Genomic DNA, 18,488 nt, shown 5'->3' with positions numbered 1-18,488 from the left:
CATCCTCTTTTAATAGCCGTTATGACCCCAGAAAATTTTCTAAAATATATTTTTGATGTAGGAACCCGTTATTTTTTAATCGCTGGAATTGCTTTTTTGATTTTCTATGTGTTGTTTCATGAACGATTTAGCGGAAGACGCTTACAAAAGAAAATACCCAAGATGTCTGATCACAAACGGGATATTTTCTATTCGATTATTACCATTGTAATTTTTGGGGCTTTACCGGTAATTTTTTTAGAAAATGACAAAATAAGACCTTATACCCTACTCTATCAGCATATAAGTGATTATGGTTGGGTCTATTTCTTTCTTGCTTTTCCGTTAATGTTGATTATTCATGACACCTATTTTTACTGGACTCATCGGATGATGCACCATCCAAAACTATTTCGACTTTTTCATTTAATTCACCATAAATCTACTAGTCCAACTCCTTGGACGGCGTACTCTTTTCATCCGTTAGAAGCGGTAGTGGAAACAGGCATATTTGTGGTTATTATTTTTGTAATGCCTGTTCATCAAATACATTTAGCCGTATTTTTTACGATTGTGTTTGTTTACAATGTCTATGGTCATTTAGGGTATGAATTATTTTCAGCAAAATTTCAAAAAAGCAAAATTGGTAAATGGATAAGTACCGGAACTGCTCATAATATGCACCATCAATTCTTTAAAGGCAATTATGGTTTGTACTTTTTATTTTGGGATAGATGGATGGGAACTTTAAGACCAGAATACGATGAAAAATTCATACACATTACTTCCAAAAAAGAAAAGGTAGTTACAGAGAAATCGATGGAAGAAAAAGTTCTAGAAAATGATGCATTAAAAAATTCTATGCCCAATGCAGATGAAAAATAAAATTGTGTGGATTACTGGAGCTTCATCTGGTATTGGTGAAGCATTAGTATATGCATACAATAAAGCAGGTGCAAAATTAATCATTTCATCACGTAACCGTGATGAGCTTTTTAGAGTTAAATCCAATTGTAAAGATCAAATTAATGTACATGTGTTATCGCTTGATTTAGCTGATAACGATTCCTTAAAAGGCAAAGCAGATGAGGCCATCAAAATTTTTGGAAGAATTGATATTTTAATTAACAGCGGTGGGATTAGTCAAAGAAGTTTAGCACTAGAAACTAATTTAGAAACTGAAAAACGCCTGATGGATGTTAATTTTTGGGGCACGGTAATTTTAAGTAAAGCCGTTTTACCCCAAATGTTAGCGCAAGGACGTGGTAGCGTTGTTTGTGTAAGCAGTTTAGTAGGTAAATTTGGCACTCGTTTCCGCTCCGCTTATTCTGCATCAAAACACGCTTTACATGGTTATTTCGATTCGCTTCGTATAGAAATTGACAATCCTAACATTCACATTATGCTCGCTTGCCCAGGTTTTATCAAAACAAAAGTGACTATCAATGCAGTAACAGCAAATGGCACAGCACAAGGCACTATGGATGACGCTCAAGAAAATGGCATGCTTCCAGAAGTTTGTGCCGAACAAATTGTAAAAGCGATTGAAGCCAAAAAAGAAGAGGTTTATATTGGCGGCAAAGAAGTAAAAGGGGTATTACTTAAACGCTTTTTCCCTCGTTTATTTTCTAAAGTAATCCGCAAAGCGAAAGTTATATAATCTTCATTATACAAATTTAATTAATTGAAAATCAATAATTTAATAATTTAATTAAATCCTTTTCAATCCATCAGGTTTTATTCTGCGTATCTGCTTTCATATCAAATTAAAAAATTATGAAAAGAATATTCCTATCTGCAATTGTCGTAGTAGCTATGGCATTCACAACACAAGTTCAGGCACAAAAAAACCCAATGGTTGGTGGTTCTGAAATGTATCCAACAAAAAACATTGTGGAAAATGCTATGAATTCAAAAGATCACACGACACTGGTTGCGGCTGTGGGTGCTGCAGGTTTAGTAGAAACTTTAAAAAGCGCTGGCCCATTTACAGTTTTTGCGCCAACTAATGATGCATTTGCAAAACTTCCTACAGGAACTGTAGATATGTTAGTAAAACCAGAAAACAAAACAATGTTAACTACAATTTTAACTTATCATGTTGTAGCTGGGAAAATGGGAAGCAAAGAAATTGCTGCTGCAATTAAAGCTGGTGGTGGTAAAGCAGAATTAACTACTGTACAAGGCGGTAAATTGTGGGCTTGGATGGAAGGTAAAAATTTAATGCTTAAAGACGAAAAAGGTGCAATGGCGAAAGTTACCATAAAAGATGTTTTTCAAAGCAATGGCGTAATTCATGTAATCGACACTGTTTTAATGCCAAAATAAAAGATTAATTACCCTAATTTACAGTTAAGAGAGAGCGTTCTGAATTTCAGAGCGCTTTTTAATTTTACATCGAATTATCATCGTCTTAACATTTGTGAGATTAATCATATTTTTTTTAAAATTTAATTTACACTTTTGCATGTAGTAGGTTAGCAATGCATTTTGATTTCCTAAATTTACTTTATTGCACATTATGAGCTTTATTTTAAAACCAGTTGACACCGTTGAAACGATTAGCCGAGAAGATTTCAAAAAAAATTATCTCGATGCCGGGAAACCATTAATTATTAAAGGATTAACTAAAGATTGGCCTGCCCGTGAAAAATGGACGACTGATTATTTAAAAGAAATTGGTGGAAATATCGAAGTCAACTTAGTGGATAATTCTAAGGCTGATCCTACCAAACCAATTAATGCTTCTATTGCCAGCATGAAATTTGGTGATTATTTGGACTTGATTAAAAGAGAGCCTACAGAATTACGGATATTCTTTTTTAATTTGTTTAAGCATGTTCCAAGTTTAATTAATGACATTAAAATTCCTAAAGATTTAATGGGCGGTTTTATAGAAAGCATGCCGGCTATGTTTTTTGGAGGTTCTAATTCTGTTACTTTTTTACATTACGATATAGATTTACCTCATCTTTTCCATACGCATTTTGGCGGAAGAAAACATATCATTCTATTTGATAATAAATGGAAAAAACGCTTATACTGTATTCCAAATGCGACGTATGCGTTAGAGGATTATGATGTTGCAAATCCAGATTTCGAAAAATTCCCAGCTTTAAAAGGGGTAGAAGGTTACGAAGTTTTTCTAGAACATGGTGATACTTTATTTATGCCAACTGGTATGTGGCATTGGATGAAGTATTTGGATGGTTCTTTCTCTTTAAGTTTAAGAGCTTGGGATGCATCTTTAAGTAGAAAAGCAGCAAGTATTTTCAATTTAGCCGTTAAAGGTGGTGTAGATAGTTTATTGAAAATGACTTTTAAAGCTCCTTATGCACAATGGAGAGAAAAATTAGCTATTAAACGTGCAGAAAGAGCTTTAAAAAACGGAAACCCGAAATAGATTTTTTATAAGATTGTTAAAGGTCAAAGCTAGAAATGTTTGACCTTTTTTATTTTTAATCTTTAGCTAGAGTGGTCTACCACAACTTTCCAAACACCGTTTATTTTACGCAACAAAAGTGTGAAATATCCTTTTAACTCATTTTTTTCCTGTTTTACATTCCAGCTTCCCAAAACAAACGCTCTATCTTTGGTTAAAAGCTCTACTTTTTTTATTCCAAAAGTTAAAAAACCCATTGCAGCTTTATCTGGATATCCTTTTTTATAATTATCTAATGTTTTTTGCCAGCCATAAGTCGCTCCGCTTTTACCAACAAACAATAAACTATCACTTTTCCAATACCCTTGCATAAAAGCTTCCACGTTTCCTTTATTCCAATCGCCACGTTGCTTTTCTAAAAGGTTCAAAATAGCTTGTTTATCATTAATTTTTTGTGCTTGAGCTTGTAAAGAAAATAAGCAAATCAGCACGAACATTAATTTTTTCATCTGTTTCATCTTTAAATATAGTAAGGTATTTTTACAAGTCCATAACATTAATTCATTCTCAAACTTTTACCTTCGGTACTACGTTTATATAGCTAATGAAAGGATTTCAATTTTCTAAGTTTTTACCGAATGAATTGCCTAAAGGTGGCTTCGATGAATTGCTTAAGCTTTTTACCGAATTACTGAATTATACCGCTGGCGATGCCGGAGAAACTTTGGCTTGGATGAACGAACTCGATAAGCAATACAAATTCACCAATAATGAATATGCCATGGGCGATTTTATTGAGGATTTGAAAGAAAAAGGCTATCTCAAAGAGGAAAATGGTGAAGTTAAAATTACTGCAAAAACTGAACAAACCATTCGAAAATCTGCTTTAGAAGAAATCTTTGGCAAATTAAAAAAAGCTGGAAAGGGAAATCATAACAGCAATATTTCAGGTATTGGAGAAGAAAAAAATGCCGATAGACGAGAATACAATTTTGGTGATAGTTTAGATCAAATCGACATGACAGCATCTATCCAAAATGCGCAAATAAATCATGGCATTAGTAATTTCACGTTAACTGAAAAAGATTTAGAAGTCGAAGAAAAAGATTATAAGACGTTAACATCCACTGTATTAATGATAGATATTTCTCATTCTATGATTTTATATGGCGAAGACAGAATTACACCAGCAAAGAAAACGGCAATGGCTTTAGCAGAGCTGATTAAAACAAAATATCCGAAAGACACCTTAGATATTGTAGTTTTTGGGAACGATGCTTGGCCAATCACCATTAAAGATTTGCCCTATTTACAAGTTGGCCCTTACCATACCAATACCTTAGCAGGGTTAGAATTAGCTACCGATTTATTACGCCGTAGAAAAACCCACAACAAGCAGATTTTCATGATTACAGATGGAAAACCAACTTGTTTAAAGGAAAATGGTCGATATTATAAAAATAGTATGGGTTTGGATAGAAAAGTAATTGGCAAAACTTTAAATATGGCAGCGCAATGCAAACGTTTAAACATTCCAATCACTACGTTTATGATTGCACAAGACCCCTATTTGCAACAGTTTGTAAGACAGTTTACACAAATTAATGGTGGAAGAGCTTTTTATAGTTCTTTAACTGGTTTGGGTGAATACATTTTTGAAGATTATATTAAAAATAGAAGAAAAACTTTTAGAGGAAACTAAAAGCCAGCAACATTTATACATCAAATGGATATTAAAACATTAGGCGAATTAAAAGCCTCAAACTATATTTCACTTAGCGTTAAAGACGAATTAAGGAAAAACCTGATTAAACAACTTCAGCAAAAAGAGCTTGGTTTTGAGGGAATTCTTGGTTACGATGAAACCGTTATTCCAGAATTGCAAACTGCTATTTTATCAAGGCATAATGTTTTGCTATTGGGTTTACGCGGCCAGGCGAAAACCAGAATTGCACGTTTAATGGTAAATCTGTTAGATGAATATATTCCTTACGTTGCAGGAAGTGAGATTTTTGACGATCCGTTAAATCCTATTTCTTGGTATGCTAAAAACGAAATTGCTACCAAAGGTGATGATACCCCAATTTTATGGCAGCACCGTAGTGAACGCTATACAGAAAAATTGGCTACGCCAGATGTAACCGTCGCTGATTTAATTGGTGATGTTGATCCGATCAAAGCGGCAACTTTAAAATTAACGTATAATGATGAACGTGTAATTCATTTTGGGTTAATTCCGCGAGCACACCGTGGAATATTCGTAATTAACGAATTACCCGATTTACAAGCTCGTATTCAGGTGGCCTTGTTTAATATGCTCCAAGAAAAAGACATTCAAATTCGTGGTTTCAAACTGCATTTACCACTAGATATTCAGTTTGTATTTACAGCAAATCCTGAGGATTATACCAATCGCGGTAGCATCGTAACCCCTTTAAAAGACAGAATTGAAAGTCAAATTTTAACGCATTACCCAAAAACAGTAGAAATTTCCCGAAAAATTACTTTTCAAGAAGCAAAATTGACTGATGAACAACGTTTAATTGAAGTTGATGGATTAGTAAAAGATTTAATTGAGCAAGTTGCTTTTGAGGCACGTAAAAGCGAATTTATTGACCAAAAATCTGGTGTTTCTGCCCGCTTAACTATCTCAGCATACGAGAATTTAATTAGTAATGCAGAGCGAAGAATGTTGATCAATCATGAGAAATCTACTTTTGTACGTTTAGCAGATTTAAGTGGAATTATTCCAGCGGTTACTGGTAAAATAGAATTAGTTTACGAGGGCGAATTAGAAGGCCCGGCTAAAGTTGCACATACGTTAATAGGAAAAGCGATTAAACATTTATTTGCTCGTTATTTCCCAGATCCAGAAAGAGCTAAAAAAAGTAAAACTGCTAATCCGTATACAAAAATTACCGAATGGTTTACCGAAGGTAATACGATCGATATTGCTGATGATTTGAAATCGGATCAGTACAAAAAAAGGTTAATGGACGTGGAGGGATTGCATGAATTAGTTCAGAAATTTCATCCAAAATTAAGCGAAAACCAAACACTTCTGCTTATGGAATTTGTATTGCATGGTTTGGCAGAATTTTCACAATTAAGCAAAAATTTCTTAACTGGTGGTTTTGGTTTTTCAGATATGTTTGATAGCCTTTTTAATGTAGATTTAACCGATGAGGACGAAGATGATTTTAGATAATCAAATTGCTTACGTTAATTATTTCAACATACATTTATTATAACATCACTTTAAGCCATAATGGGAAGAACAGGATTTTTAACTATACTTTGTTTAATAGTTCTTTTATTAGATTTTTACTGTTACAAAGCTATTATTAGCGTTTTCAAAAAATGGTCGGTCAAAACCAAAAGGAATTTTACTATTGCTTGGTGGACGATTAATATTTTATTAGTAATTGGTGTTTTTGCAGCCATTTATCTAAATTTATTATTAACAGTTAGAGCTATCATCTTAGTTGCTTTTTTCCTATTAAGCGTTGGAAAAGTTTTTATGCTTCCATTTTTGCTTATCGATGATTTAAGACGATTTTTTATTAAATTATTTAGATTAATACGAAAAAAAGCTGATCACCCTGTTAAAGAAGCTATTGTTGGCGAACCCATAAGTCGCTCTTCATTTTTAGTAAAAGCTGGGCTTGTAGCAGCGGCAGTTCCGCTAAGTTCTTTAAGTTGGGGCATTATTTCTGGGGCTTATGATTATAAAATAAAAAGGGTAAAACTCGTTCTTCCTAATTTACCAAAAGCTTTTGACGGTATTAAATTAGGACAAATATCAGATATACATTCTGGTAGCTTTTACAATAAAACAGCGGTTAAAGGTGGTGTAGAAATGCTTTTAGCAGAAAAGCCAGATTTCATTTTTTTTACCGGCGATTTAGTCAATAACTTAACGAATGAGGTAAGAGAATATCAAGATATTTTCTCTAAAGTTAAAGCGCCATTAGGTGTGTATTCTACGTTAGGTAATCACGATTATGGTGATTATTATTTTGGAAGGGAAAACTCTCCAGCAAAAGTTAAAAACTTACAAGACATGATTACAACTCATAAATTAATGGGTTACGACTTATTAATGAACGAAAATAGGCGCTTAAAAGTTGATGGCGAAGAAATTGGTATTTTAGGCATTGAAAATTGGGGGATGGGCCGTTTTCCTAAATATGGGAAGATGGAATTAGCGCATAAAAACACCGAAGATTTGCCAGTTAAATTACTCCTTTCACATGATCCATCGCATTGGCGTGGTGAAGTTTTAGAAAAATATCAAGATATAGACGCCATGTTTAGCGGCCACACTCACGGTATGCAATTTGGTGTTAGACTAAAAGAATTTCAATGGAGCCCAGTGCAATATATTTACAAAGAATGGGCTGGACTTTACAAAGAAAAAGCACAACAACTATATGTGAACGTAGGTTATGGCTTTTTGGGATATCCAGGACGTGTAGGAATTTTACCAGAAATTACGATATTTGAATTAAAGCGATCTTAATTAGTAAACCAACCAATTTACTAATCGCTAGATTATACTATGTTAAAAAAAGCACTCTTTTCTATTTTAGATTTTCTGCTTTTTAGCAATCTTTTCATTGCTGTTTGCGCCGTTGCTCAAGGTTTAGTCACCTATTATCTCTTAAAGCTTCCACCGGATATTTACGTTTTAGCATTCGTTTTCTTCTCAACCTTGTTGATATACAATTTAAGTATGTTGTTATCCAAGCCAAAAGAGCCGCAAAAATCACCGTTCAAAAGAGTACGATGGATTTTTTCTCATCACCGATTAATCATCTCTATCACATTAATTGCTATACTTTGTATCATCCCTTTAGGCTTACTGTATTTAAGTTTTCAGGCTAAATTATTAATGGGTTTTGTGGGCTTGATTGCAGTCGCTTATAACTTTCCTTTTTTAAGTTTAAATCAAAAAAAGATTGGATTAAGAAATTTACCAGGCATCAAACTGTTTTTAATAGCATTTGTTTGGTCGATAAGTTGTGTACTTTTACCAATTGTAGAACTTGAAAATAACCGTAATGTAGTTATCCCTTTGGGAGAAACTTTATTATTGGTGGCTAAGCGTTTTCTATTTATTTGCGCAATTACCATTCCTTTTGATATTCGTGATCTTTTTCAGGATAAACTTTATGAATTGAAGACTATTCCGGTAATGTTAGGCGAAAAAAAAGCCTGGATCTTTTGTCAAGCTTTACTTGGGGCCTATTTAATTTTGCTAGTTCTTTTCACTAAACACATTAATCTAGATGTAATTGGTTTAGCTTTAACTATTTTCTTAACAGGATGGTTGATTTTTAAATCGAATTTTAAAAGAAACGAATATTACTACTTTTTCTATTTAGATGGAACAATGCTTTTACAATTTGTAATTTTGTTTGCCATTCACTATTTAAGTTCGGTAGTACACGTTTAATGAAATGAAAAGGCATAAAAAACCCTGAATTTCATCTACATAAATCTGATCAAGGATCACAAATCGTTAAGAAATTCAGGAGAAATATTATCCAGCGTTAAAGCGATAGCCTATACCACGTACTGTTTGTAACAACTGAGGATTATCTGGATTAAGTTCTATTTTTTTGCGTAATCTAACAATGTGCATATCAAGTGTTCGTGTATTCACATCAGAGTTATAACCCCAAACAACCAACATCAATTCATCACGATTAATTACTTTATTAGGATTGCGTAAAAAGTATAATAATATTCTATTCTCTAAGATAGTGAGCTCAATTTTTTTACCATCGCGATATAACGTATGGATGTTTGGATGATGCTCCATGTTACCAAAACGATGAATTTCTGAGCGATCATTGTTCAGTAAAAACTTAACTTTACTATCTAACATCGCTACCAAAACATCCATATTAAAAGGCTTAGTTACATAATCTGAAGCGCCAAAATTATAGGCATCAATTTTATCTACATCTTGCGCTTTTGCAGTCATCATAATAACTAACCCCTCGTATCCTTGTTTACGTACTTCTTCGCAAACCTCTGCACCTTCTTTGCCAGGCAACATCCAATCTAATAGTACAATTTCAGGTTTTTCTGCCATAATTGTTTCTACAGCAGTTACACCATCGCTATTTTCTAGTACTTGATAACCTTCTGCTTGCAAACGATGAACTACTAAAAAACGTAAATTTTCATCATCTTCAACTATCAGTATTTTAATTCCTTTAGACATATTTCTTTGTTTTAAGATTGAAAGGTTGAAAAGTTGGAAAGCTGACCAGCAACATTACAACGTTAAAACATTACAACATTTAATTAGTATAGGGTAGTACAATTTTAAACTCTGTTCCTTTATCTACAACACTTTTTACCGAAATTTCACCGTTCATAAAGTTAACAAGTTCCTTACAAAAAGCCAAACCCAAACCCACGCTTCCATTTTGATTGTATCGGTTTTGAATACGGTAAAACTTTTTAAAGATATTATTTATTTCTGATGATGGAATACCTATACCAGCATCTTTAAATCGAAGTACAACTCTATCTTTAATTAACCGAGCACTAATGTGTAGTTTTTTACGATCTGGAGGGGAGTATTTGTAAGAATTCTCTACCAAATTATCGAATAAACTACCCAATAAAACCGGATCTGTTATAAATGTTTTAAAGCCAGAAACCTCATAGGTAAATTCAAAATCTGGATGTTTTAATTGGTGTACATCAATTGTACTTTCAATAAATTCCACCATATTTATTTCATCCTGATTTAAGGTAATTGCCTTATTTTCTATTTGTGTAAATGCCAGCAATTTATTCATCAAACCATTCAGTTTATCAGCTTCCTCATCTAATATTTTCCCATATAATTGCTGCTCACGCTGGGTTAAACTTGTGGCACTTTTAATATTATTCCCAGCGATCTTAATCACACTTACTGGCGTTTTAAACTCATGTGTAAGATTAGTCACGAAATCATATTGTAGCTTAAACATTTTATGATTGATGTTTAAGTTTCTATAAATTAAAAAAGCAACCAATACTAAAACCCCATAAACCAACAATAATAATGCAGCAATTGGCAAAAAATAGCTAAATATTTCTTTTTTTACGAAAGATTTAGATGAAATGAAATAGAGTTTATAATCTGAAAACGCCCCTCCCAAAGTAATTTCTCCTGTAATATATTCTGATGAAGTATCTAAAGGATCGTAGGTTACAGGCTCAATTCGGATGTTTTGATATAACAAAGGTCTAGAATTCTTGATCTTGATTTTGTAGGGATCCAACTCAAAAGAGAGCATATCTTGCTCATATACAGGATTTGATTCTAGCTTAGTTGTTACCATTTTTTTATAGGTTTTCAACAACTCATGACTAGGTATATTAAAATAATCGATGTGATTGGAGCGTGTGTTTGTAAAATTACTAAATAACTCCTCCTGACTTGGAACTTTAGTGGTATCTAATTTTTGAATAAAATTGATCAGTTTTATAGAAAGAGCTGTAAAATCATCTAAACTTACATTTTTATGGACCTCATTTTCACCAAAAAGCTTTATCGAATCTTTAGGCACTAGGCTTCCAAACTGATATACACTTTTCATCCCTATGGAAAAATCGCCTATGTTAAGACCATTTTCTTCATATTTTACATTTCTTACTTGTGTATCATAAAAAATCACTTTAGATACAAATGGATACTGCAATAATACTGTATCTACAAATTTAGAAGCAGTTGCCGAATCTAGATAACCGTTGTAGTATGAGATTTCAGGAAGCTTGTTTAAAAAGAAATCATTGTATGGCTTAATACTTTCTTCGAGTACGTTGGCTTTGGCCGATACAAAATCATTTTCTATATTCTTTTTACTAAAGTTAAATGCTAAGAAAAGAGAAAGGATAAATAAGATAGAAATTAAGACAATAAACGTTACTATCAGTGAAAAATTCTTGCGATAACCACTATCCTTTTCTGAAATCATTTTTTGATTTAACGGATTATTTTTTCTTCAAATTACTTTCTAAAAACTGCTCTAAAGCGGTGTAAACCTTTTGACGACTTTCTTCACGGTTCATAGAAAAAGGCGTTTCGTCCTTTTCAAAATAAGTAACCGGCACATTACGTTTTTTTAATTCTTTAACGAATTGTATCGCATCACTTGAATTAATGCGTGGGTCTTTAATATTTTGAGTAATAAAGATAGGAATATTAATTTTATCGGCGTGAAACACTGGAGAAGCTTGGCGCATATAATCTACATCGGTATCTGGATTACCTAAAACATCGTAATACATTTGCAAGTTCGATTTAAAATACGGTGGAATAGACTTTAAATAGCTAAATAAATTAAGTACTCCAGAATTTGATGCTGCACATTTATACAGCTTTGGATTTTTAATAGCACCATTTAATGCGATATAACCACCAAAGCCACTACCATAAATTGCTATTTTTTGAGGGTTAGCGATCTTTCTATTAATTAACCATAGCACACCATCATCAACATCGTCTTGTATTTTAGCGCCCCATTGTTTAAATCCTGCAGCATAAAAATTCTTTCCATAACCTGTAGATCCACGGTAGTTTACCTGTAAAACCGCATAGCCTCTGTTAGCTAAAAATTGTACTTCTGCATTAAACCCCCATGTATTGCGTTGACCAGGGCCATTGTGTGGCATTACTACAACAGGCAAATTTTTAGCGGTTGAATTTAAAGGCAGTGTTAAATATCCATTTATTTTTAAACCATCTCTAGCGATATAACTTATGGGTTTCATTTCGCACATTTGCTCCTCATTAATAGCAGAATTAATATCGCTCAGCTTTTTTAAGGCACCCGTGTTAGCACTATATAAATAATAAGACCCAGGATTTCTATCTGTAAATGTTCTAACTACAAATACATTCTCATTTTTATCCCTATCGATTATTCTTGATTCTGTTTTTGGCAATAGTTTATCTAATTTCTGATAAAGAACCTTAGCATCATTATCTAAATAATGTTTTTCCTTTTTCCAATTTTCATAAACTACGTAAGCCATTTTGCCTTTTTGTCTAGAATATTGTGCATCCACAACATTCAAGGTATCATTTGCAAAAAGTACACTTTTCTCTTTTCCTGTAGTACAATCTAATTCTATTAAAGCATTTTTATCTCTATTTACATTAGATATGGCATAAACAATATTTGGCTTGTCTTCAGAAAATGCAACTGGGAATAGCGTTGTTTTAAAGTTATTTGTAAGAATAGGTTTTAATGCCTGTTCCTCATTTTCTCGGTATAACACAGTTTCATTTACACCATCGCTTGAAACCGCCATACGAAGTTTACCTCTCGAATCTGTCACCCAATTGGTAATATTACCTGGATTTTGAGCCGCCATTTCCATTTTTCCATCTCTAACATTTAAACGATAAACGTCAGAAACTGTAGAATCTCTTTTATTAGAAAGCACTAATAGAAATTTATCCTCAATTAATTGATCTTCTAAAACCCTAATTCTACTCTTTTCGTTGCCGCCTAGTTGTCGTTCTTTTGTACCTTCCTTATTGATAATAAAAAGATCAGATTGAAAACGTTCACCAGCTTTTTCTTTGTAATAGATTAACTCATTAGCGCTTACCCATGAATAAAAGCTGATGTTCTTTTCATGAAGATGCGTGAGCTGAATAACTTTTCCTGTAACAATATCTTCTACAAAAAGATTTTGCTTTTTGTCTTGCGACTTTAAGTAAGAAAGACTTTTACCATCAGGAGAAATACGATAAGTAGCTCTATCCTGCGATTTAAAAAAATCATTAACAGGAATAATCGCAACCTTATTCTCTTGCTTACAAGCAAAAAAGGATGCAACAAGCATTATCCAAACATATCTCTTCAAGATCATCATCATAGTTAAATCGTATACAAAAATAAGCAACCCTATCTGCCAAAGGCACTAAATAGTAACATTGTTACTTATTCTTAAAACAGCCTTCAGAGTCTCAATGTAGCAACATTGTACTTTATTCAAATAAAATATGAGTAACATTTAGAATACGCTTAAACAATTTTCGTTATTTTAGCAATCAAGCCTAAACTATACTCCAAATACTTAAATTTAAACAAAACGTTTATTCATTTTAATGAAGAAGTTTCTCTTAGTCTGTTTCCTAACCTGTGCATGTTTTTTACTACATGCACAAGATAATGTAGATGAGGCTTTGGCTTATCAATATTATCAGCAGGCAGAATATGAGAAAGCTGCAGTTTTACTTGAGAAGCTTTTCAATGCTACGAAGAACGATACATATTTCGAACTTTATTTTACATCACTCATTAAAATAAAAAAATACGCTGAGGCAGAAAGTTTTCTCAAAAAACTGATTAAACAAAATCCTACAAAAACACAATATGCGATTGCATTAGGTAGGGTTTACCAAGAAAACGGTCGTTTAGCTGATGCTAATAAATCATTTCAGGATGCCATAAATAACACACCAAAAGACGAATATAGATTTAGAGATTTAGCTAATAGTTTTTACCGTTTTGAAGCTTATGATATGGCAATCTCAGCCTTTTTGCAAGGCAGAAAATTATTTGGTAATGAACAGCTATTTGTTTATGAATTACTTAGCATTTATAGACTTAAAAAAGATAAAAGATTGCTAATTGAAGAATATTTGAATGCTTTACCTAGCGCCCCACAATTATTATCGCAAGCAGAAAATGTTTTATCGTCAGTATTTGAGGATAATACAGATTATCAATTATTGCAAACCGCTTTACTTAAAAAAATACAAAAAGAACCACAAACAGAAGTTTATACAGAGCTACTCACCTGGCAATACATACAACAACAGGATTATGAAATGGCACTACGGCAATTAATTGCACAAGATAAACGCACTAAAGGTGATGGATTATTATTGTTTAATTCTGCTGAAACTTTTATTGCTAACAAAGCTTTTTCGACTGCTATAAAAGCGTACGAATATATTTTAACAAAAGGGCCAGAAAATGAGTTGTATCTTCCCGCTAAAATTGAGTTGATTAACGCTAAATATGAATTAGCAATTGCAGGAAAATTTGATAAACTAGCAATACAAGCTTTAGTGAACGAGTACCAAGAAATCTTAACTAAATATGGTAAAATTCCACAGACACTTTTCGCTTTAAAAAGATTAGCTTATTTGCAAGCTTACTATTTAAACGACTTAAAAAAAGCAGAAACTACTTTAGAAGAAGGATTACAGATTAAAGGGATTTCTAACGCCGATATCGGTCAGATAAAAATAGACTTAGGCGATATTTATATTTTAACCAAACAACCTTGGGAAGCCATCTTGGTATATGAACAAGTAGCTAAACAATTCGAAAATCAGCCAATTGGGAATGAAGCTCGTTATCGCTCTGCAAGGCTTAATTTTTATGTAGGCGATTTTGACTATGCGAAATCTCAAGCGGATGTTTTAAAAGCATCTACTACACAATTAATTGCAAATGACGCCTTAAATTTAAGTCTTTTACTATCAGATAACTTGCAAAGTAAAAACGATAGTTTAGCGCTAAAAATGTATGCTGATGCAGAAATGATGCAATTTATGAATCTCTCTGATCAAGCTTTGGGGAAATTAGACAGCATTGATATTGCTTACCCCAATAATAGTTTAATTGATGATATTTTAATGGCGAAAGCTAAAATTTATATCAAAACTAATGAGCTAAATAAAGCGGTTACAACGTTAAAAGAATTAATAACAACTCAAAATAATAGCATTTGGATTGATGATGCCTTATTTACGTTAGCGGATATTTTAGAGAAAAAATTGAACAATCCGGATGAGGCAAAAAAACTGTATCAGCAATTAATGAACGATTATCCTGGAAGCATGTTTAATGCGGAAGCTCGAAAACGTTTTAGAAATATCCGTGGTGATAATGTAGGGACTTAATTATATCTTTGCTCTATGTTATTATACAACGTAACCATAATTATAGAAGATGCAGCTGCAGAAGAGTGGTTGCAATGGATGTTAGAAATCCATATCCCCGAAGTAATGGCAACAGGAAAATTCGTTTCCAACCGCTTATTGAAAGTACTAGATTCACCAAACGAAGGCATAACATATTGCATACAGTATGTTGCAGAAACAGTTCAAGATTATGACGATTATCAGCAAAATTATGCCCCAGCTTTAACAGCAGACTTACAACGTAAATTCGAAAATAGATTTGTTGCTTTTCGTACATTAATGGAATTTATAGCCTAAATATGAATATTATAGAGACCCCCATAAAAGACCTTTTTGTAATTGAGCCTAAAATTTGGAAAGATCCACGCGGTTATTTCTACGAAAGTTATAGTGCAAAATTATTTTCCGAAGCAGATATAAATGCAGTATTTGTACAGGATAATCAATCCTTTTCTCAGAAAGGCACTTTACGTGGTTTACATGCACAAGCGCCTCCTTTTGCGCAAGGTAAATTAGTTCGTGTTATACAAGGAAGTGTTTTAGATGTTGCTGTCGATATTCGTAAAAACTCAGCTACGTATGGTGAGCATTTTGCAATAGAATTAAGCGGTGAAAATCATAAGCAATTGTGGGTTCCACCTGGCTTTTTACATGGTTTTATTACGTTGCAAGACAATACCATTTTCACATATAAAGTAACTAACTATTACGATAAGAACTCTGAAATTGGAGTGATGTGGAACGATCCAACTTTAAATATAAACTGGAGTGGACAAGTTAATGCAAGCGAATTTTTATTATCTGATAAAGACTTAATATTAAGTGATTTTAAATCTCTAGTAAGTCCTTTTTAATAAGAGAAAAGCGAATAATCTCTAACCTGTTTAATAGAGATTCTTCGCTTCGCTCTGAATGACAAAAAGATTTATTGTTTTATCAAATCGTATAGCTCATCCAATTTAGGTGATAATACAATTTCTATTCTGCGGTTTTTGCTACGACCTTCCGCTGTAGTATTTGGACCTAACGGTTGATATTCTCCCTTACCAGTTGCTGTCATTCTAACACTTTCTACTTTTTGTTCGTCTGTTAAAAAACGAACTACAGACGTCGATCTAAGTACACTTAAATCCCAGTTATCTTTAATTTGACCAAGGTTAGTAATCTTTTGTGAATCGGTGTGGCCTTCTACAGCGATATTGATTTCTGGCTGTTGTTTTAATACAGACGCCAATTGTGTTAAGGCTTGTTTACCTTTTTCATCAATAATAATACTACCCGATGGGAATAGTAATTTATCAGTTAATGAAACGTATACTTTACCATTTTTAATCTCAACAGTTAGTCCATTTTTGGTAAAGCCCAATAATGCTTCTTGTAATTTTGCTTTTAGTTGATTGGTGGCTTCATCGCGTTTACGCAAAACCTCTTCCACTTCTTTTAAACGTTCTTCGCGTTTTTTTAAATCATCCGAAAGTTTGTTAATCTCAGTTGAACTATTGCTGCGCAGCTTATTATAGTTGGCATCCATTTCAGCATACTGAGATTTTAAGTCACTTAGCTGGCCGTTTAAGTTCGTTGTATCTGTTTTTAAACGAGCAATTAACTGTTCTAAACTTTCATTTTTAAGTTGAGATTCTGTCCAACCTGTACTTAAAGAATCTTGTTTCGCTAATAAAGCTTTATATTTTTTTGGTGATAATATTACACAAGAACTAATGGTTGAAGCGAATAAAAAGATAGCTATTGCTAGGAAAGTATTTTTCATTTACGAATTGTTTGTATGTTTTATTGTTAACTGCCAGCTTTATTATGCCGTAGTGGCTTTTCTCAAAAATAAAACAAATGGTTGGATAGTTTTAAAAGCAGTTATTAACTTATCAACGATTGTCGGTTTAAAAAACTCTGCATCAGGTATTGAATAAATTGCGATAAAGCTTTTCAATTTTAATAATTCAATTTCAGGATGGGTAATTTCATATCCCTTTGGTGCTTTTTTAAGTTTATCTTCTTGGCTAAGTTTATATATACTTTTAAATTCCTTTGCATTGATAACGTCCAAAAATTCAGAAGTATTGTAATCAATTTCCTCTCTAATCATTTTTAATACCGAAGACTCTGGTTGCCAAAAACCTACCCCAAAAAAACAATTTCCAGGTTGCAAATGAAGGTAATAGGCCGCTGTATTTGGTCCGTATCCTTTTACATCAAATGCAATACCGTAGTTCTTTTTATAAGGATCTTTGTTTTTGCTAAATCGTACATCGCGGTAAATTCGCATTAATGCTTTCTTAGGCTCAGTATCTGCAGAGAACTGTGGGTCAATTGCAGCGAGTTCTTTGATCAGCTTTGCTATGAATGGAAATAAATCTGCTTTTGCCTCTTCATACAAGTATTTGTTTTCTGCAAACCATTCACGATTGTTATTTTCAGCAAGTTCAGTTAAAAAGGATAAGGTTTTTGGTTTAATCATGGCTTATCAAAATTAGCATTGTACTTAATTTTAGGCGATAACAAATGCAGTAAAATTATACGTGAATATCGATAATTTAAGGGAGATAAAAAAAGTGATCCCAAAAAAATGACGCCAACATAAAGCCATAATGAATCGAAATCTAATCTTCCACCAGAGAGATAATAGGTTGCAAAACCCATGGTAATCATTTCAACCATATTCATGGCGTAGCTCACATACATAGCTGCATAAAAATAGCCTGGTTCTATTTCAAAGCGTTGTCCACAATGCGCACATTTATAATTAGTACGTTGAATATTGAAACCGTAAATACTGCCTGTAAATATTGCTCCTCTTCTACAATGCGGGCATTTTCCAGTTAGAAGCGCATAGAGTTTAGGTGTTTTCTTTATAGAATGACCCATAGCAGTAAAAAATTGATGAAGAAGAAACCTAGTGATTAAAATGCGTAGGCATCATTTTTTTACGGTAATTTCTATACCATAACACACCAATTCCTGTCATTAGAAGATACGGAATTGCTAAAAGATAAATGATGCCTGAATTAAGTCCTTTTCCTTGTGTATTTCCATTTTTAGTGCCTTGTTCGGCATTGATGGTACACATAGAACATTGCGCTTTAACTGCTGGGCTAAACGAAAAACTCAATAGGATAATAAATAGAAAAACTATTCCTTTTTTCATGGTTACAA

At 33.0% G+C, this 18,488-nt stretch carries 19 protein-coding genes; 11 read left to right on the top strand and 8 right to left on the bottom strand.

The features are described 5' to 3' along the window. Window positions 1-21: 21 nt before the first annotated feature. From WC622_RS00635 to WC622_RS00620, 4 genes are all read left to right on the top strand, one after another. Window positions 22-864 (top strand): sterol desaturase family protein, encoded by an 843-nt coding sequence (locus tag WC622_RS00635; RefSeq protein ID WP_372816276.1) that lies wholly within the window; start codon window positions 22-24, stop codon window positions 862-864. Further along, window positions 854-1,639, top strand: coding sequence for an SDR family oxidoreductase (locus WC622_RS00630; protein ID WP_372816274.1), 786 nt, complete (start codon window positions 854-856; stop codon window positions 1,637-1,639). The genes WC622_RS00635 and WC622_RS00630 overlap by 11 nt, the downstream gene beginning before the upstream one ends. 116 nt (window positions 1,640-1,755) lie before the next feature. Then, window positions 1,756-2,307 carry a fasciclin domain-containing protein gene (locus tag WC622_RS00625; RefSeq protein WP_372816272.1) on the top strand — a complete coding sequence of 184 codons (552 nt, stop codon included), beginning with the start codon at window positions 1,756-1,758 and terminating at the stop codon, window positions 2,305-2,307. Window positions 2,308-2,500: 193 nt separating this feature from the next. Next, complete coding sequence (locus WC622_RS00620; protein WP_372816270.1) at window positions 2,501-3,382, top strand: cupin-like domain-containing protein; 882 nt, start codon at window positions 2,501-2,503, stop codon at window positions 3,380-3,382. A gap of 62 nt (window positions 3,383-3,444) precedes the next feature. On the opposite strand, the gene WC622_RS00615 is transcribed toward WC622_RS00620, so the two are convergent. Then, window positions 3,445-3,870, bottom strand: coding sequence for a DUF4440 domain-containing protein (locus WC622_RS00615; RefSeq protein WP_372816268.1), 426 nt, complete (start codon window positions 3,868-3,870; stop codon window positions 3,445-3,447). 95 nt (window positions 3,871-3,965) lie between these two features. Between WC622_RS00615 and WC622_RS00610 the strand changes: the two genes are divergently transcribed. From WC622_RS00610 to WC622_RS00595, 4 genes are read left to right on the top strand one after another with little or no spacing between them, the layout of a single operon-like run. Further along, window positions 3,966-5,063 carry a VWA domain-containing protein gene (locus WC622_RS00610; RefSeq protein WP_372816266.1) on the top strand — a complete coding sequence of 366 codons (1,098 nt, stop codon included), beginning with the start codon at window positions 3,966-3,968 and terminating at the stop codon, window positions 5,061-5,063. Between the two features lie 24 nt (window positions 5,064-5,087). Continuing rightward, window positions 5,088-6,569, top strand: coding sequence for a sigma 54-interacting transcriptional regulator (locus WC622_RS00605; RefSeq protein ID WP_372816264.1), 1,482 nt, complete (start codon window positions 5,088-5,090; stop codon window positions 6,567-6,569). Between the two features lie 60 nt (window positions 6,570-6,629). Further along, window positions 6,630-7,883 carry a metallophosphoesterase gene (locus tag WC622_RS00600; protein ID WP_372816262.1) on the top strand — a complete coding sequence of 418 codons (1,254 nt, stop codon included), beginning with the start codon at window positions 6,630-6,632 and terminating at the stop codon, window positions 7,881-7,883. A 39-nt stretch (window positions 7,884-7,922) separates the two neighbouring features. Beyond that, on the top strand, window positions 7,923-8,819 hold the full coding sequence (locus WC622_RS00595; RefSeq protein ID WP_372816260.1) for a hypothetical protein: 897 nt from the start codon (window positions 7,923-7,925) through the stop codon (window positions 8,817-8,819). A gap of 87 nt (window positions 8,820-8,906) precedes the next feature. Here the strand turns inward: WC622_RS00595 and WC622_RS00590 are convergent, their stop codons facing one another. From WC622_RS00590 to WC622_RS00580, 3 genes are all read right to left on the bottom strand, one after another. Next, window positions 8,907-9,596: a response regulator transcription factor gene (locus tag WC622_RS00590; protein ID WP_372816259.1), complete on the bottom strand. Its 690-nt coding sequence runs from the start codon at window positions 9,594-9,596 to the stop codon at window positions 8,907-8,909. A gap of 79 nt (window positions 9,597-9,675) precedes the next feature. Further along, entirely contained in the window at window positions 9,676-11,346 is a 1,671-nt protein-coding gene (locus tag WC622_RS00585; RefSeq protein WP_372816257.1) for a sensor histidine kinase, read from the bottom strand. A 16-nt stretch (window positions 11,347-11,362) separates the two neighbouring features. Beyond that, window positions 11,363-13,258, bottom strand: coding sequence for a prolyl oligopeptidase family serine peptidase (locus WC622_RS00580; protein WP_372816255.1), 1,896 nt, complete (start codon window positions 13,256-13,258; stop codon window positions 11,363-11,365). 232 nt (window positions 13,259-13,490) lie between these two features. Here WC622_RS00580 and WC622_RS00575 point away from each other — a divergent pair, with 232 nt between their 5' ends. From WC622_RS00575 to rfbC, 3 genes are read left to right on the top strand one after another with little or no spacing between them, the layout of a single operon-like run. Next, entirely contained in the window at window positions 13,491-15,299 is a 1,809-nt protein-coding gene (locus WC622_RS00575; protein WP_372816253.1) for a tetratricopeptide repeat protein, read from the top strand. A 15-nt stretch (window positions 15,300-15,314) separates the two neighbouring features. Then, window positions 15,315-15,617 carry a DUF4286 family protein gene (locus WC622_RS00570; RefSeq protein ID WP_372816252.1) on the top strand — a complete coding sequence of 101 codons (303 nt, stop codon included), beginning with the start codon at window positions 15,315-15,317 and terminating at the stop codon, window positions 15,615-15,617. A 2-nt stretch (window positions 15,618-15,619) separates the two neighbouring features. After that, entirely contained in the window at window positions 15,620-16,174 is a 555-nt protein-coding gene (gene rfbC / locus WC622_RS00565; RefSeq protein WP_372816250.1) for a dTDP-4-dehydrorhamnose 3,5-epimerase, read from the top strand. Window positions 16,175-16,245: 71 nt separating this feature from the next. Here rfbC and WC622_RS00560 read toward each other — a convergent pair whose 3' ends face one another. From WC622_RS00560 to WC622_RS00545, 4 genes are read right to left on the bottom strand one after another with little or no spacing between them, the layout of a single operon-like run. After that, on the bottom strand, window positions 16,246-17,088 hold the full coding sequence (locus tag WC622_RS00560) for an OmpA family protein (protein ID WP_372816248.1): 843 nt from the start codon (window positions 17,086-17,088) through the stop codon (window positions 16,246-16,248). 42 nt (window positions 17,089-17,130) lie between these two features. Next, a complete protein-coding gene (locus WC622_RS00555; protein WP_372816246.1) occupies window positions 17,131-17,793 on the bottom strand; it encodes a DUF2461 domain-containing protein in 663 nt (220 codons plus the stop codon). After that, entirely contained in the window at window positions 17,790-18,200 is a 411-nt protein-coding gene (locus WC622_RS00550; RefSeq protein WP_372816244.1) for a DUF983 domain-containing protein, read from the bottom strand. The genes WC622_RS00555 and WC622_RS00550 overlap by 4 nt, the downstream gene beginning before the upstream one ends. Window positions 18,201-18,228: 28 nt before the next feature. Further along, window positions 18,229-18,480 (bottom strand): hypothetical protein, encoded by a 252-nt coding sequence (locus tag WC622_RS00545; protein WP_372816242.1) that lies wholly within the window; start codon window positions 18,478-18,480, stop codon window positions 18,229-18,231. Window positions 18,481-18,488 lie beyond the last annotated feature (8 nt).

The sequence above is a fragment of the Pedobacter sp. genome (assembly GCF_041662865.1).
Classification (GTDB): Bacteria; Bacteroidota; Bacteroidia; order Sphingobacteriales; family Sphingobacteriaceae; genus Pedobacter.
This window is presented reverse-complemented; position numbering and strand designations above follow the sequence as displayed.